Origin of the sequence: Kribbella catacumbae DSM 19601 (assembly GCF_000372465.1) — a bacterium.
GTDB classification, from domain to species: Bacteria; Actinomycetota; Actinomycetes; order Propionibacteriales; family Kribbellaceae; genus Kribbella; species Kribbella catacumbae.
In genome coordinates this window covers 190,466-204,379 of record NZ_AQUZ01000004.1, presented here as the reverse complement: position 1 = coordinate 204,379, position 13,914 = coordinate 190,466, and the positions used below count along the sequence as shown (strand labels likewise).

General features: G+C 68.3%; 25 protein-coding genes. All 25 read left to right on the top strand.

What is annotated here, in order from left to right:
- Positions 1 to 74 precede the first annotated feature (74 nt).
- The 25 genes from A3ES_RS0106380 (at position 75) to A3ES_RS0106250 (ending at position 13,913) form a co-directional block, all read left to right on the top strand.
- A complete protein-coding gene (locus A3ES_RS0106380) occupies positions 75 to 257 on the top strand; it encodes a hypothetical protein (RefSeq protein WP_020385952.1) in 183 nt (60 codons plus the stop codon).
- Entirely contained in the window at positions 254 to 811 is a 558-nt protein-coding gene (locus A3ES_RS51060; protein WP_020385951.1) for a hypothetical protein, read from the top strand. The genes A3ES_RS0106380 and A3ES_RS51060 overlap by 4 nt, the downstream gene beginning before the upstream one ends.
- Positions 808 to 1,158 carry a hypothetical protein gene (locus tag A3ES_RS0106370; RefSeq protein WP_020385950.1) on the top strand — a complete coding sequence of 117 codons (351 nt, stop codon included), beginning with the start codon at positions 808 to 810 and terminating at the stop codon, positions 1,156 to 1,158. Before A3ES_RS51060 ends, A3ES_RS0106370 begins: the two co-directional genes overlap by 4 nt.
- Complete coding sequence (locus A3ES_RS0106365; RefSeq protein ID WP_020385949.1) at positions 1,155 to 1,433, top strand: hypothetical protein; 279 nt, start codon at positions 1,155 to 1,157, stop codon at positions 1,431 to 1,433. Before A3ES_RS0106370 ends, A3ES_RS0106365 begins: the two co-directional genes overlap by 4 nt.
- Complete coding sequence (locus A3ES_RS0106360) at positions 1,430 to 1,735, top strand: hypothetical protein (protein WP_020385948.1); 306 nt, start codon at positions 1,430 to 1,432, stop codon at positions 1,733 to 1,735. Before A3ES_RS0106365 ends, A3ES_RS0106360 begins: the two co-directional genes overlap by 4 nt.
- Complete coding sequence (locus A3ES_RS0106355; protein ID WP_020385947.1) at positions 1,728 to 1,937, top strand: hypothetical protein; 210 nt, start codon at positions 1,728 to 1,730, stop codon at positions 1,935 to 1,937. The genes A3ES_RS0106360 and A3ES_RS0106355 overlap by 8 nt, the downstream gene beginning before the upstream one ends.
- The gene (locus A3ES_RS53850) at positions 1,915 to 2,052 is read left to right on the top strand and encodes a hypothetical protein (RefSeq protein ID WP_020385946.1); all 138 of its coding nucleotides are present in this window, start codon (positions 1,915 to 1,917) and stop codon (positions 2,050 to 2,052) included. The genes A3ES_RS0106355 and A3ES_RS53850 overlap by 23 nt, the downstream gene beginning before the upstream one ends.
- Complete coding sequence (locus tag A3ES_RS53845; RefSeq protein ID WP_020385945.1) at positions 2,049 to 2,432, top strand: hypothetical protein; 384 nt, start codon at positions 2,049 to 2,051, stop codon at positions 2,430 to 2,432. Before A3ES_RS53850 ends, A3ES_RS53845 begins: the two co-directional genes overlap by 4 nt.
- Complete coding sequence (locus tag A3ES_RS56675; RefSeq protein WP_020385944.1) at positions 2,429 to 2,551, top strand: hypothetical protein; 123 nt, start codon at positions 2,429 to 2,431, stop codon at positions 2,549 to 2,551. The genes A3ES_RS53845 and A3ES_RS56675 overlap by 4 nt, the downstream gene beginning before the upstream one ends.
- On the top strand, positions 2,548 to 3,639 hold the full coding sequence (locus A3ES_RS51055) for an ERF family protein (protein ID WP_020385943.1): 1,092 nt from the start codon (positions 2,548 to 2,550) through the stop codon (positions 3,637 to 3,639). Before A3ES_RS56675 ends, A3ES_RS51055 begins: the two co-directional genes overlap by 4 nt.
- Complete coding sequence (locus tag A3ES_RS0106330; protein WP_020385942.1) at positions 3,639 to 3,968, top strand: hypothetical protein; 330 nt, start codon at positions 3,639 to 3,641, stop codon at positions 3,966 to 3,968. The genes A3ES_RS51055 and A3ES_RS0106330 overlap by 1 nt, the downstream gene beginning before the upstream one ends.
- Complete coding sequence (locus A3ES_RS0106325) at positions 3,965 to 4,339, top strand: hypothetical protein (protein ID WP_020385941.1); 375 nt, start codon at positions 3,965 to 3,967, stop codon at positions 4,337 to 4,339. Before A3ES_RS0106330 ends, A3ES_RS0106325 begins: the two co-directional genes overlap by 4 nt.
- Positions 4,340 to 5,081: 742 nt before the next feature.
- Entirely contained in the window at positions 5,082 to 5,300 is a 219-nt protein-coding gene (locus A3ES_RS0106315) for a hypothetical protein (RefSeq protein ID WP_020385939.1), read from the top strand.
- Positions 5,297 to 5,473 (top strand): hypothetical protein, encoded by a 177-nt coding sequence (locus tag A3ES_RS53840; RefSeq protein WP_020385938.1) that lies wholly within the window; start codon positions 5,297 to 5,299, stop codon positions 5,471 to 5,473. The genes A3ES_RS0106315 and A3ES_RS53840 overlap by 4 nt, the downstream gene beginning before the upstream one ends.
- 254 nt (positions 5,474 to 5,727) lie before the next feature.
- Positions 5,728 to 5,943 (top strand): RusA family crossover junction endodeoxyribonuclease, encoded by a 216-nt coding sequence (locus tag A3ES_RS57440; protein WP_475008778.1) that lies wholly within the window; start codon positions 5,728 to 5,730, stop codon positions 5,941 to 5,943.
- Between the two features lie 3 nt (positions 5,944 to 5,946).
- A complete protein-coding gene (locus A3ES_RS0106300; RefSeq protein ID WP_020385936.1) occupies positions 5,947 to 6,393 on the top strand; it encodes a hypothetical protein in 447 nt (148 codons plus the stop codon).
- A gap of 62 nt (positions 6,394 to 6,455) precedes the next feature.
- Entirely contained in the window at positions 6,456 to 6,752 is a 297-nt protein-coding gene (locus A3ES_RS0106295) for a hypothetical protein (RefSeq protein ID WP_157630363.1), read from the top strand.
- 205 nt (positions 6,753 to 6,957) lie between these two features.
- Entirely contained in the window at positions 6,958 to 7,470 is a 513-nt protein-coding gene (locus tag A3ES_RS0106290; RefSeq protein ID WP_020385934.1) for a hypothetical protein, read from the top strand.
- Positions 7,467 to 9,215, top strand: a complete 1,749-nt coding sequence (locus A3ES_RS0106285; protein ID WP_020385933.1) for an HNH endonuclease — start codon at positions 7,467 to 7,469, stop codon at positions 9,213 to 9,215. Before A3ES_RS0106290 ends, A3ES_RS0106285 begins: the two co-directional genes overlap by 4 nt.
- Before the next feature lie 40 nt (positions 9,216 to 9,255).
- Complete coding sequence (locus tag A3ES_RS0106280; protein ID WP_020385932.1) at positions 9,256 to 10,470, top strand: phage portal protein; 1,215 nt, start codon at positions 9,256 to 9,258, stop codon at positions 10,468 to 10,470.
- Positions 10,467 to 12,401, top strand: a complete 1,935-nt coding sequence (locus tag A3ES_RS0106270; RefSeq protein ID WP_237744866.1) for a phage major capsid protein — start codon at positions 10,467 to 10,469, stop codon at positions 12,399 to 12,401. The genes A3ES_RS0106280 and A3ES_RS0106270 overlap by 4 nt, the downstream gene beginning before the upstream one ends.
- Before the next feature lie 3 nt (positions 12,402 to 12,404).
- A complete protein-coding gene (locus tag A3ES_RS56670; protein ID WP_020385930.1) occupies positions 12,405 to 12,539 on the top strand; it encodes a hypothetical protein in 135 nt (44 codons plus the stop codon).
- Positions 12,540 to 12,614: 75 nt separating this feature from the next.
- Positions 12,615 to 12,884 carry a hypothetical protein gene (locus tag A3ES_RS46420; protein WP_020385929.1) on the top strand — a complete coding sequence of 90 codons (270 nt, stop codon included), beginning with the start codon at positions 12,615 to 12,617 and terminating at the stop codon, positions 12,882 to 12,884.
- 25 nt (positions 12,885 to 12,909) lie between these two features.
- Complete coding sequence (locus A3ES_RS0106255; RefSeq protein ID WP_020385928.1) at positions 12,910 to 13,506, top strand: head-tail connector protein; 597 nt, start codon at positions 12,910 to 12,912, stop codon at positions 13,504 to 13,506.
- The gene (locus A3ES_RS0106250; protein WP_026162597.1) at positions 13,506 to 13,913 is read left to right on the top strand and encodes a hypothetical protein; all 408 of its coding nucleotides are present in this window, start codon (positions 13,506 to 13,508) and stop codon (positions 13,911 to 13,913) included. Before A3ES_RS0106255 ends, A3ES_RS0106250 begins: the two co-directional genes overlap by 1 nt.
- Position 13,914 lies beyond the last annotated feature (1 nt).

The window sequence follows — 13,914 nt, the reverse complement described above, 5'->3', positions numbered from 1 at the left end:
CTGCCTCGGGCCGAGGCGCTTCCCCTCCCGGCCCGGGCCGACCACCCCCCCAATTTCCTGAACGGAGCAGGGCCATGCACACGAACACGATCGGTGTCGAACTCCAGCACTCCAGCGGCCACTGGGTCGCCGGGTTGCTCGACTGCGACACAGTCCACTCGCGCTACCCGAGTGTGCTTTTCAAGGCCGGTGGCGTGACTGACGAGTGGACCGAGATCCACGAGGACCGCGTCCGGCCGATGGAGCAGCGCTCATGAACCATCAGGATTTCCCGCGGTATGTGCCGCGGCCGCCGGACCCGCTGTACCCGCTCACCGACGCGGCCGAGCACCGCCACGACCACGACTATGACCGGCTACGGCCGTACGTCGCTGTCGCTCTCGCGATCACGATCGTGGTCGCCGCGGTCGCCGTGTTCATCGTGTTCTCTGACAACATCGCCGCTCGGGCCGGGGCGGCGGGGGACAGGGCCGCGGTGCCGTCGGCTCAGCCCGGCCCGCCGGTACCGCAACCGGCCGACGACAAGACCCGCAGCGCCGCGACCAAGCCCGCCGAGAAGGCACCGCCGGTCGCCGCGATCGTGGAAGGCGACGGCACCTGGCTGATCGGCAGAGAGATCAGGCGGGCGACGTACGAGTCGTTCACCGGCCCGACGTGCTACTGGGCCCGGCTCTCGAACCTGTCCGGCGAGTTCGATGCGGTCATCGCGTCCGGGTTCGGCCGGACCGGTATGCAGCGGGTCACCCTCGGCGCGACGGATGTGGCGTTTGTGTCGCAGGGGTGCGGCGAGTGGACCGAGGTCAAGAGGTGACGACCGTTGCCGCAGGCCCCTACCGGGAGGCCCAGTTCTTCGACACGACCGGTACCCCGCCCGGGTTCTGCCCGGACTGCGAGCACGCCCCCTGCGTCGCTGGCTACAAGGGCCGGTGTTCGAGAGGCCCGCGGTCCATCGTCGTCGGTGCCATGCGTGAGGAGATCTTCGACCTACTCGACAAGCTGTACGCCAACCCGCTTTGGGGCGCGTTGCGGATGGCGGTCTACTCGATCTCCGATACGGCCCGCGCCGTACACGGCGGCACGCTGGCCGAGTTCAACTCGGCCAGCGCGCTGGATGACCTGGCCCGGATCAGGGCTCAGTTGCGGGAGCTGAGCTCGTGAGCGGGTTCAGCGTGGCGAAGCTGGCCGCGGATGCGGTCAACCGGCACGGGAAGCTCACCGGCCGTCTCGTTGAGAACGGCCTCGCGGTGGAGATCCGGCACGCCGACACCGGCGAGCACCTGACCACGCTGTGGGCTCCTAACGAGCTGGGCCAGTGGGCGTGGCCGTTGACGCCGGACAGCACGCATCACCGCACCATGCCCCAGAAGACTCCGCTGGACATGCTGATCCCGGCGGTCGCCACCTCGGTACTCGACGAGGGAGCGAAGCGATGAGCACGGCGACGCACGGGTACAACCCGTTGCACGAGACGCCGCTGTACGAGGCCGAACTGCCCCGCACCGGCTACCGGCCAGCGGTCGACTACCTCACCGAATCGCTACGCGGGCAGGGGAAGGCGATCGCGAAACACGTCGACGCGCACCTCACCAACGAGCGGGTCCTCGATCTGGCCTCCGCGGTCGACCGGGCTGTCGCGAAGGCGTTGCGGGAGCAGTTGGTGCAGGTCGCTGCGGACGTCCTCGCGATGCAGGCCGGCGAGGTCGACTGCGAAGCGATCGAGGTGCGCCGTGGCTAGGCCGCTCGTCTACATCCGGCCGACCGGCGTCCCCGAGGCCGGCGGATGGCCCGGCAGCAAACAGCAGGTCGTGTGGTGCGCCACGGGCGACTGCACCTACGTCTACGTCGCCGCGGTCAAAGTCGACGCCGACGAGAAAGCCCGGTGGCACAGGGCAAAGCACCGCAAGGAGACGGCCGGTGCCGAAGACGCCACCTCCTGACGGCGGCAAGAAGAAACGCGAACAGGACAACAAGGCGCTGGACAAGGCGCACAAGGGCGACAACGTCGAGGGCAGTCTCAGGGCCCTCCGCAGGCTGATAGGCGGCAAGCAGTGAACACACACGGACTGGACGTCCCTACCACCGATGTGGGCGTCCATGGCGCCGGGGATGAAGGCGTAGAGGCAGGGTCCCCCGCAGACGGGCAGGAAACCCGGTCGCTGGCTGTCGTCTCTACGACGAACTCACCTTCCCCGGCGCCGACCCCTTTCACCGCGGCAGAGTTCGACGCGATCGTCTCAACGATCTGGAACGGCCTGCCGGACGACCCGTTCCGGATCGGTGACCTGCTGGCTGACGCGCTCGGGTTCATCGCGGGCATCGCGTTGCACGAGGACACCGACCCGAACGACGCGGCGAGGGCGGCCGCGGTACTGCGGGCGATGGAGCAGCGGGCCCTGTGGGGACCCGACCACGAGCAGGAGGACCACCGGTGACCTGCGACTGCGACGAACCAGAGGCCAGCGAGGAGGGCTGGTGGTGCGAGAACTGCGGGCACCACATGAGCCACCACATCCTCGGCGAGTGCGACTACGACCCGGAGGACTACCTGTGACCGTGACGGAATCGCAACCCGCCGAGGTGGGTGGAAACCCGCCCGCCAGCACCTATGAGCCGGGAGTCGATCACCTGGCGGCCGCGCTCGCCGCGGTACAAGCCGAACTGCCCCGCATCGTCGCCCGCGAAGTCGCCAAGGTCACCGGGGAAACCAAGCAGGGCAAGCCGGTCAACTACAGCTACAAATACGCCGGGCTCGCCACGGTCGCCGACGCGATCATGCCAATGCTCGGCAAACACGGCCTGTCGTTCGTCACCTGCCCGACGCTCATCGGTGCCCGGTTCGTGCTCCGCTACGAACTGCTCCACTCCAGCGGGCAGCGGCTCGGCGGGCTCTACCCGTTGGCCGAGGACGTCCGGTCCCCGCAGGCGATGGGGTCGCAGATCACCTACGCGCGCCGCTACTGCCTGTGCGCCATGACCGGAGTATCGCCCGAGGATGACGACGACGCGGCGGCGGCTGAAGCCGACCGGGCGACGCAGCGTGCCGACCAGCGGGCCCAGGCCGCCGCCGTCGCCGAGCAGGAGCAGGCTCAGGCAGCGTCGGAGCTGAACCACGCCGTCGACGCTGTACGGGGCGCGTGGGCGCTCCACTACGGCGAGTTCAACCAGGACCAGGCGCAGCGCGCGTACCACGCTTGGTCGAAGGGCGGGACGTTGACCACGGCAACCGCCGGCCAGCTCCGATCGTTCGCCGCGTACCTGTCCAGCCTGCCCGCCGCGGACGCCGGCAGCGACCCGTCTACCCCGCCGCCCTCGGCCGATCCCGAGGCCCGGCAGCAGAAGCTGAGCAAGATCGACAACGGCCACATGTTCGTGCTGTTCGAGAAGCTCGGCATGACGAAGCAGCGCGCAGCACAGCTGGAGTACCTGTCCAGCGTCCTCGGCCGGACGATCAAGTCGCGTGGCGAGGTCATGCAGGCCGACGCGGCCGCAGTGCTCAAGGCACTGAAGGAGGACGTCGACATAGCTGAGCGGACCGGCCTGTCACCCCAGAACGTCTCCGAGCCTGCCGCCGGCGCCCACAGCGCGTCCGGTGAAACCCGTGTGCCCGCGGGCGAGGAGACAGCGAGCGGGGGCGCGTGATGGTCCGCCGCTCCCGCTCGCGCACCATGCGCAAGACCGGCCCGCCCGCCTGCGGCAGCTGCGGCGCACAGGTCGTGTTCGTGAAGATGGTCTACACGGACAAGCGGCTACCGGTCGACCCGATCCCAGTTGCTGACGGCAACGTGTCCGCGCGGCTCGTCGGCAACCAGTTGCACGGCTACGTCATCAGCGACGCCCACCCGCACGGCGCACCCAACCACCGGTACGCCGCCCACCACGGGTCCTGCCCCGATCGCCCGCGCCCGAAGCCGCGGCCCGCACCGCCACCCACCCTGTTCGACCTACCCACCACACAAGGAGAACCGTGACCGACGTATCCAAGAGCGTGAAGCTCGCCGGGCGGCTGCCAGGCAGCACCGAGAACAACGGCCTGCTGTCGGTCGTACAGGAGCTCATCGACAGCCCCAAGGCCGACCGCATGTTCGTGATCTGGGCCGACGTCCTCAAGATCACCGAGGACGTGGAGACCGGCGACCACGTCCCCACGCTGCGGGTGAAGCGGATCGAGCCAATGGGCGAGGTCGACGCCGCGTCGCAGGCCCTGCGGGAGCTGGTCATGCAGGCCGCTGAGGCGCGTCTGGGTCACACGCCGCTGCCGTTCGACGAGACCGACGTCGACGGCGTCCGGATCCTCTCGTTCGGCGACGAGGACGACAACGACGGAGAGGACGACGACTGATGACCACGATCGAGCTCGACAACATCACCCTGGGCAGGGGATCCCACCCGAACCCCGAAGCTGGCATGTGCCTGATGGAGGCCGTCGCCTTCGTCCGCGGGATCGAGTTCAGCGACTCCCCGCCCTGCGTGTCCCGGATCCTCGGCACGTTCGGCCGCAACCTCAACGACACCTTGCCGGACGACAAGCGGCAGGAGCTGAAGCCGTTCATCCCGCGGCTGATCGGCACCGCCGGCGACCCGGACAAGGACCAGGTCCGCGGGCTCATGGCGGCAGACTGGCTCATCCGGGTGTACACGCCGACGTGGCTGCGGCTGGCCGGCCTGGAGGCCGAGGCGTTGTCGCTGGAGACCCTGGAGCGGCAGGCGAGCTGGGACGACGTCGCGGCAGCTGTGCCGGTGGCTCGTGCCGCTAGGGAACGTGCGCGCGAAGCGCGTATATCCGCCGGGGATGCCGCCGGGGATGCCGCCGGGGCTGCCGCCTGGGCTGCCGCCTGGGATGCCGCCGGGGATGCCGCCGGGGCTGCCGCCTGGGNTGCCGCCAGGGCTGCCGCCAGGGCTGCCGCCAGGGCTGCCGCCNGGGCTGCCGCCAGGGATGCCGCCTGGGCTGCCGCCTGGGATGCCGCCTGGGCTGCCGCCAGGGCTGCCGCCAGGGATGCCGCCAGGGCTCATCTCGCGCCCACGGTCGCGTTCCTGCAGGACAGCGCGATTGAGCTGTTCGACCGCATGATCGAGGCCGCGTGATGGGCAAGAGGTTGAGTAACCCGTACGACGACATGCTCACCACCGCGAAGCTTGAGCAGCTGCTCGAAGCGTTCGGCGCGGACGACTTCACCGACGCGCGCAGCCTGGCCGACCACCTGGTCGCCAGCTCGAACCAGTGTGAGTTCCTGACCAGCAAGAGCCAGGTCCGGATCACGTTCGACCTGAGGCCAGCCGAGCCGGACGCGGTCGAGCTGTGACCTGGTTCGGGTGGGCCCTGATCGCGTTCTGGAGCCTGTCGTACGTGCTGGCTGTCGGGGATGTAGGGAAGCCACGCAAGCCGCTCACTTCGACGAACGCGGCCGCAGTCTTCGCCGTGCACGCCGTGCTCGCTGTCGCGGTTCTCACGGTCGGCACCGGGAAGGGTCTCTGACGCCTATGACCGAGTGGGCTGTGCAGGTCTTCGGCGACCCCGCACCACAGGGCTCCATGACCTGCAAAGCCAGACACGTTACCAAGCCGAACCTTCAACCCAGCAACGAGAAAGAGCTGAAGGCGTGGCGGTCTCGTGTCGAAAAAGCAGGCAGGGCCCTACCAGTCACGGGGCTGGTAGGGCCCTTGCGTGTGGTCGCGACCCACACGATCGCCCGGCCCCGCACGATCCCGCTCAGGCTCCGCGCCTGGCCGATGACCGTGTCACCTGGGCACGGCGACGTCGACAAGCTCGGCCGTGCCCTCCTCGACGGCCTTGCCCAATCCGGCCTGTTCGGGAACGACGCGCAGGTCTGCTCGCTCACCACACACAAGCGGTACCCCGACTCCCCATCCGTCCCCTGGATCGACCCCGCCGACCATCTCGACCGGCCCGGTGTCGTCATCAGGGTCTACCCCTTTGGAGGCTGACCAGTGGCCCAGCACATCAACCTCACCATCCACTTCGACGCTTCCTCGGTCGATGCCGCGGTACGGCAGCTCACCGCTGTCTTCCGCAGGGCCTACTGGCGCGCGTACTACGCCGGCGGATGGCGCGACCCGATGCCACAGCTCACCACGGGCTGCCGGTGCCGTGAAGCGGCCGGCTGGTACCCCGGGCGGCCGGATGCCCCCGACTGCCCGGTCCACCGCCCACACCGCTGCAACATCCACCTGCTGGGCCGCTCCTGGCGCTCTGAGGGCTGCGGATGGCGCTGCCCACGCTGCGGCACCGAATGGACCCTGAGCATCGTCCACAAGCTCTACGAGCAACACCGGACACCGTACGGGGTACATCCGCGCGCCGAGTGCGGGCCGGCCTTCTGTGACTTGCTGCCACCCCGGCCCGTCATGGAGTGGGTACGCGACGAGGTCATCTGATGGGGGCCAGGAACAACCTCCGGGCGTACGCCCTGTACGCCGGCAAGGTCCCACCCCTCGCCATGCAGATCCTCGGCTACATGGCCACCGTCTCCAAAGACGCCGACAAAGAACCCTGGTACGGCCAAGGCCACGAAGCCATCGCTCAATTCGCACTAGGCCGCCGAGAACCAATCACAGACAGCGACCTAAAAGCCGTACAAAGAGCCCTCAAACCATTGTTTGAAGCGAAAGCAATTGCCCTCGAAAGGCGCGGAGCGTTCCGCCGAAATGCCCCGTCCACAGCCCGCTACGGCCTCAACCTCGAACTGCCTTTGCCTGTGGATATCGCCGAGATGGAACGCCAACCCGACGAGTAGACACCGGACGGAAACCGTCCACCAGCCACCGGACGGTTTGTGTCCGAGACACCGGACGGTTTGTGTCCAAGTCATCGGACGGTTTCCGTCCCCCATAGGAGACACGAGGAGACAAGAGGAGCGAGACCGAGGAGACAACTCGCCTTAGCGCCCACCACCACAGGGCAGCCACAGCTTGTGGATAAACCGCGAAACGGAGACCAACGTGAATACACCACAGACCATTGCCCGCAGCGTCGTCGTTGCCGCCCTCGACAGCCTCGGCATAGAGGACCGGCCATTCCTTCGCGTCATGGCCGTCAGACTTACAAGCGAAACCATCAGCATCGAGAAGTCGAACGGTGAACGCTCCATCTGGCGCATTGTCGATGAATGCGCGTCCTGCCACGCACCCGAAGGCCGACCCCACACCGAGTACTGCCCCGTTGCCCTCGGCCACATCACCGCCGACGAAGCCGACCGGTTCGCCGACTACGACGACCCACCCGCACCCATCTGCACCGCACCCCGCGACGCGCTCCCCGGCGGCCGCCCCTGCTCCGACGACAACTGCCCCGTCCACGCCGAAGACGAACCCGACCACGCCACCCACGACACCGCCTGCCCCTGCCCCGCATGCACCGCCAGGCCGTACCTCGACCCCGCAGGCCCCGCCGCACCACAGACCGAACGAGCCAAGGCATGGGGCCAACCCGGGGCATACGTCGAGGGCTCATGAGCAAAGGATGGGAAGGCGGCAGCACACGCGCCTACCGCAAACTCCGCGCCTTCGTACTGCTGCGCGACAACTACCAATGCCAACTCACCACCAAGGACATCTGCACCCACGTCGGCGACCAGCTCCACCACCTCGACGGCGTCAACGCAGGCAAGCTATGCCCACCCGACCGCGCCGTCGCAGCATGCGGACCATGCAACAACCACATCGGCGACCCCACCGACACCCGAAAAGTTCACAGCCCGGGGGCCCGGACACCCCTTGTAAGTGTCCGTTCTCTCTCTCCCGAGCTGACCTGGGAAGCGTTCGTTGACGCCGCTCCTGAGTGGCTGCTGCCGTACCTGGAACTGGACGCCAACTCCAACCCGCCGCTCGCTGTGAGCCCCCTTCACCCGGACGCAACAGGCACCTATGCGGAGGCTGCGGTGCCGTGGATCGAGCAGGTCGAGGGCAAGACGCTGCGGTGGTGGCAGCGTCTCGGCCTCGCGCTGAAGCTCCAGCACGACAGCGACGGCAGACTGCTCAAGCGCGTCGTCGTGGAGTCGGCTCCGAGGCGTGCCGGCAAGTCGGTCGGTCTGCGTGGCCTGGCGTTGTGGCGGATGGAGCACGGCGCCGAGCTGTTCGGCGAGCGCCAGGAGATCGTGCACACCGGCTCGGATCTCGCGGTGTGCCGGAAGGCGCAGAAGGAGGCGTGGCGGTGGGCCCAGTCGCACTGGGGCCGTAAAGCCGTCACCCGTGGCAACGGCAAGGAGGCGATCGAGTCGCCCGATGGTGACGTGTGGCTCGTGCGAGCGCAGGACGCAACGTACGGCTGGGACACGACCCTCGGGCTTGTCGATGAGGGCTGGGACGTAAAGCCGGAGACCGTCGATGAGGGCCTGTCGCCGTCGCTGCTGGGGCGGCAGTCTCCGCAGCTGGTGCTGACGTCGACGTCGCACCGGCGGGCCCGCAGCACGATGCGGTCGGCGATGGCGACCGCGCTGATGAACCACGACCCGAAGACGCTGCTGCTGTGGTGGGGGACGCTGCCGGGCGCCGACATCAGCGATCCGGAGGTGTGGCGGGCAGCAGCGCCGTACTGGGACGATGACCGGCGCGAGTTCGTGGCCTCGATGTACGCCAAGGCGGCGGCTGGTGAGTCCGATCCTGAGTTCGATGACCCGGATCCGTTGCGTGGTTTCGCGTGCCAGTTCGCGAACCAGTGGGATCTGTCCGACCGGGGCGCGATCGAGCGTGGCGATCCCGTCGTGTCGGAAGACGACTGGGCCTCGCTAGAGGCTGGTGTGCCGGACGGCCCGCCGGCGGCCGCCGCGGTGGAGGGGTGGTTCGGCGACGGTGTCTCGCTGGCGATGGCGTGGCGGGACGGCGAGCGTGTGGTCGTGTCGGTGCGGGATCTGGCCGACCTGTCCGAGGTCACGGGTAGCCTGCGCGAGGCCGGGTTCGAGGGACGGGCAACGGTGGGCGCGTCGCTGCTGGAAGACCCCGCGCTGAAAGGCTTGCGGGCGGACAAGGGACAGGGGCGGGTGGTCGCGTCTGTCCAAGAGTTGCAGCGGCTGCTCGCCGAGGACGTGTTCCGGCATGACGGCGGCGAGCACCTGTCGGAGCAGGTCCTCGCGGCCCGGACTATGGCGGCCGCGGACGGCCCGCGGATGGTTTCCAACGGCGCGGCGGACGCGATCAAGGCTGCGGTGTGGGCCGCGACAAGCGCCCGCCGGCCACAGAAAGCACCGATCGTCGTCCTGTGAGCTAACTGTCTAATCCGAGTTTGCCGGTTACACTGCGGCTGTGAAGTGGCCCTGGCAGCGCAGTCAGCCGACTGACTTGATCCCGATCTCGGATCCGGCGTTGGCTGCGTACTTCGGGGTGCCGCCGACGCTAGCTGGGGTCCCGGTCGGGGAACGCACCGCTCTGGGCATTTCCGCATTCTGGCGGGCGGTGATGCTGATCTCGGGGACGATCGCCGGGCTACCGCTGAAGACGTACCGCGACACCGCCGAGGGGGAACGGCAACGGCTCGCGTCATGGCTCGACAATCCTGGTGGGGTCGAGGGCCAGACCCCGTACGAGTGGAAAGAAACGTCCATCCTGCACATGCTGTTGCACGGTGACACGTTCCTGAAGCATGTGTTCAACCAGGGCGGCGCGATCATCGGCGCAATCCCGATCCACCCACTGGCGGTATCGGTCGAGTGGGAGAAGGACCAGAACGGTCGCTACACCGGCCGGAAGCTGTACCGGGCGACACTCGATGACCGCAGAGTGCGGACGTTCAACCAGTCAGAGATGACGCAAGTTATGGGGCCGAGTCTCGACGGGCTCCGCGGAATGTCCGTGATCCAGGTGGCGCGTGATTCGATGGGAACCACGGTCGCCGCGGATCGGGCTGCGGCGCGGATGTTCGGCAACGGGGCGTTGATCTCCGGACTCGTCACGCCCGACGAGGACGTCACCGAGGCCGAGGCCAAGGAGATCAAGGCGGGACTCGACCGCAAGATGGGCGGCTGGGAGAACGCCGGACAGCTGGCGTTCGTGAACCGCAAACTGAAGTTCTCCCCGTGGACGATGTCGGCCGAGGATGCCCAGTTCTTGCAGTCGCGGCAGTTCCAGATCGAGGAAATCGCCCGCTGGACCGGGGTCCCCCCGCACCTGCTGATGCAGACCGAGAAGCAAACCAGCTGGGGCACCGGTGTCGAGTCGCAGAACCGCGGCCTATCCCGGTTCACCCTGTCCACCTGGACCGGCCGGTTCGAGCAGCGGCTCTCGCTGCTGCTGCCACCGCCGGTGTTCGCCGAGTTCGAGTACGCCGGGCTTGAGCGGCCGACCCCCGAGCAGGAGATCGACCTGTTGATCAAGCAGGTCGAAGCGGGGCTGATCACCCCGAACGAGGCGCGACACGTCCGGAACCTGCCGCCGATCCCCGGCGGCGACGAGCTACGCAGCAAGACGCCGGCCGCTGCCCCCGCTACGCCGCCCGCTGTGCCTGAGGAGGTAACGACGTGACGCCCGAGGAACTAATGGGGCTGGCCGACCGCGGCCGCAAGATGGTGCGCCGGCCACAGAACCGCGGCGACTGGTTCCGGGTCGCCAACGCTGACAGCGACGAGCGGGCCGAGCTGTTCATCTACGGCGCGATCGGTGACTACTGGGGCGACGACGACACGACCGCAGCGTCGTTCGTCCGCGCGCTGCGAGGCATCACCGCACCCGCGCTCGACCTGCACATCAACTCGCCCGGCGGCCTGGTGTTCGACGGGGTCGCGATCCACGCGGCGCTGCTGAACCACGCCGCGACCGTGGACGTCCACGTGGATGGTGTGGCTGCGTCGGCTGCGTCGTTCGTCGCGATGGCCGGTGACACGATCTCGATCGAGAAGCCCGCCAAGATGATGATTCACGACGCCGGCGGCATCGTCCTGGGCAACGCCGACGACATGCGCGAGATGGCCGACCTGCTGGATGACCTGTCGGACACGATCGCCGGGATCTACGCCGACCGGGCAGGCGGCACGGTCGAGTCGTGGCGCGAGGCGATGAAGGCCGAGACCTGGTATTCCGCGGCGGAGGCTGTCGAGGCCGGGCTCGCCGACCGGGTCGCGAACGACACCGCCACGAACAAGGCCGCGGCACCTCCGGTCGCCGCGCCGACGTTGACGCCTGTCGGCGCCGTCGCGTCCGCCTCGATCAGCAAGACCCCTACACCGGCAACCGCCCGGGGTAGCCACAACGAGAAAGGAACGAAGGTGGAGATCGACGAGATCATGGCTGCCCTGAAGGCCATCATCGATGGCGCCGAGGGCCGCACCCTGACCGACGAGGAAGTCAAGCGGTACGAGGCGCTGGAGGTCGACCTGGCCGAGAAGCGCACACAGCAGGTACGCAACCGGCAGGTCGCCTACGAGACCCCGGTCCGCGACAACGTGCAGGCCGCGGTACATGTCGCCCCGGCGAAGGAGGACGACGGCCTGGAGAAGGCGTTCGGGCACTACATGCGCACCGGCCGGCCGAACGCCGATATCTCGGACCTGCGGGTGGAGAACGCGCAGGGCGTCGGCACCGATGGTGCGGGTGGGTTCACTGTTCCGGACACGATGCGCGTCCGGCTGCAGGAGCGGCTGAAGGCGTTCGGTGGTCTCGCTACCGCAGTGGAGGAGATCACCACGGCGGCGGGTGAGTCGCTGCGCTGGCCGACACTGGACGACACCGCCAACTCTGGCGTGATCGCGGCTGAGGGCACCGCCCCGGCTAGCGGTGGCGCGGACCTGGTGTTCGGCGAGAAGGTGCTGGGCGCGTTCCGGTACGTCGCCCCGGGCGCGGGCAACCTGCCGCTGCGGGTGTCGCTGGAGCTGTTGCAGGACTCCGCGTTCGACATCGAGGGCCTGGTGGAGCGGAAGCTGGGCGAGCGGATCGCCCGTGCACAGGCAGTCGACTGGGTGAGCGGTGTCGGTACTACCGAGCCGTCCGGTCTGAACACCGGTACCTCGGCGCCCGCGTTCACCTCGGCCGGCATCACGTACGCCGAGCTGGTCGACGCGACGCACGAGGTGGACCCGGCGTACCGGATGGGCGCGTCCTGGACGTTCAACGACGCGACCCTCGCTAAGGTCGAGAAGATCGTGGACACCACCGGCCGCCCGATCCTGAAGGACAGCACGGCTGGTGTCGAGGACAGTCCGTCGAACCTGCGGCTGCTCGGATACCCGGTCGTGATCGACCAGGCGTGGGCCACCTACACCGATGGTGGCACCAACAAGTGGGGCGCGTTCGGCGACCTCCGCGCCGGCTACATCATCCGCCGCGTGAAGGACATGACCCTGATCGTGAACCCGTACAGCCGGGCCAGCGAGGGCCAGATCGAATACGTGCTGTGGGCGCGTGCGGACGGCAACACGCAGGACACCAACGCGTACCGCGTCCTGATCAACGCGATCTGAGTCATGGATACCGACGAGATCAAGGCGCAGCTCGCGAAGGTGCGCCAGGAGATGGCCAAGCTGCTGGAGCTGCTGGAGCTGCTGGAGGCCGTTGAGCCTCCGGCCGCCCCGGCGGTCAAGAAGACGCGGGCGAGGTAGCCATGGCCTACGAGAGCCCACGCGCCATCGTGGCGTTGGCCGCACGTACGACCAGTGGGAACTCCGGGTCCCTTGGTGGCGCTGCTTGGCCAGAACCTGAACGTCCTGGTCAACGTGACCGCTGTGTCCGGTACTACGCCGTCGCTTGCTGTCGAGGTGGAGTGGTTCGACGAGGCGAACGCCGCCTGGGCCAAGGCGAGCCCGGGCGACACGTTCACCGCGATCACGGCGGCCGGCGGGGTCGTCAAGCAGTTCGTTGCGAAGGCCGCCCGGTACCGGGTCGCGTGGGCAATCACCGGCACAACCCCGTCGTTCACGTTCGGGGTGCAGGACTACACGACCTGACAGGTCAGAAGGGAGGTTGGCGGTTATGGCATGGGCCCCGAACTACGTCACAGACGGAGAGCTGAAGGCGTATCTGCGCATCGGCGACACGGTCGATGACGCCGAGGTCGGGTTCGCCAACGCTGCCGCCTCCCGCGCCGTGGACCGGGCCACCAACCGGCAGTTCGGTCTGGTCGCTGCCGCGCAGGCCCGCAAGTACACGGCCCGCTGGGACAAGGACCGGGCCCGGTACGTGATCGACATCGACGACCTGATGACCGCGCTCGGCCTGGTGGTCACCGGTGAGAACGGCGCGGTCGACGTGTTCGCCAAGCAGCCCAGCAACGCGGACCTGAACGGCGTGCCGTGGACGCTGCTGGTGGTCGACCCCACCTCCACCACCCTGCCCACGCTGAAGGAGGACGCCGTCACCGTCACCGCCCAGTTCGGCTGGACCACGGTGCCGGTCGCGGTGAAGCAGGCGACCCTGTTGCAGGCGTCCCGGTTCTTCACCCGTCGCCAGGCGCCGTTCGGCGTGGCCGGCTCCCCGGAGCTCGGCTCCGAGCTGCGGCTGCTGGCGAAGGTCGATCCCGATGTCGCGGTGGTGCTCGGGCCGTACATCCGCTGGTGGGCGGCGGCCTGATGGATCTCGGAGCAGTCATGCAGGCGGTTGCCGACCGCATCGACACCATCCCGGACCTGCGGGTGTTCGCCTACCCGCCCGGCACGGTCTCACCGCCTGCTGCGATCGTCACCTATCCCGGCACCCTCACGTACGACGCGACGTACGGGCGCGGCATGGATCGCATCCCGGACCTGACCGTGGTGCTGCTGGTCGGCAAGGTCAGCGACCGGGCATCCCGGGACCTGATCACCAAGTGGGCCAAGGGATCCGGGGCCACGTCGATCAAGACCGTGGTCGAGTCCGGCACCTACACCGCGTTCGACACGGTCCGGGTCACCGAGGCCACGTTCGACATCATCTCGGTCGCCGGTGTGGAACACCTCGCCGCGACCTTCACTCTCGACATCGCAGGACAAGGAGCCTGAC

What these genes read in the sequence shown, in the direction of transcription:
- A3ES_RS0106380 (WP_020385952.1), top strand. Translation starts at nt 75, where the DNA reads ATGCACACGAACACGATCGGTGTCGAACTCCAGCACTCCAGCGGCCAC.
- A3ES_RS51060 (WP_020385951.1), top strand. Translation starts at nt 254, where the DNA reads ATGAACCATCAGGATTTCCCGCGGTATGTGCCGCGGCCGCCGGACCCG.
- A3ES_RS0106360 (WP_020385948.1), top strand. Translation starts at nt 1,430, where the DNA reads ATGAGCACGGCGACGCACGGGTACAACCCGTTGCACGAGACGCCGCTG.
- A3ES_RS0106330 (WP_020385942.1), top strand. Translation starts at nt 3,639, where the DNA reads ATGGTCCGCCGCTCCCGCTCGCGCACCATGCGCAAGACCGGCCCGCCC.
- A3ES_RS0106315 (WP_020385939.1), top strand. Translation starts at nt 5,082, where the DNA reads ATGGGCAAGAGGTTGAGTAACCCGTACGACGACATGCTCACCACCGCG.
- A3ES_RS57440 (WP_475008778.1), top strand. Translation starts at nt 5,728, where the DNA reads ATGACCGTGTCACCTGGGCACGGCGACGTCGACAAGCTCGGCCGTGCC.
- A3ES_RS0106295 (WP_157630363.1), top strand. Translation starts at nt 6,456, where the DNA reads ATGCAGATCCTCGGCTACATGGCCACCGTCTCCAAAGACGCCGACAAA.
- A3ES_RS0106285 (WP_020385933.1), top strand. Translation starts at nt 7,467, where the DNA reads ATGAGCAAAGGATGGGAAGGCGGCAGCACACGCGCCTACCGCAAACTC.
- A3ES_RS56670 (WP_020385930.1), top strand. Translation starts at nt 12,405, where the DNA reads ATGGATACCGACGAGATCAAGGCGCAGCTCGCGAAGGTGCGCCAGGAG.
- A3ES_RS0106255 (WP_020385928.1), top strand. Translation starts at nt 12,910, where the DNA reads ATGGCATGGGCCCCGAACTACGTCACAGACGGAGAGCTGAAGGCGTAT.
- A3ES_RS0106250 (WP_026162597.1), top strand. Translation starts at nt 13,506, where the DNA reads ATGGATCTCGGAGCAGTCATGCAGGCGGTTGCCGACCGCATCGACACC.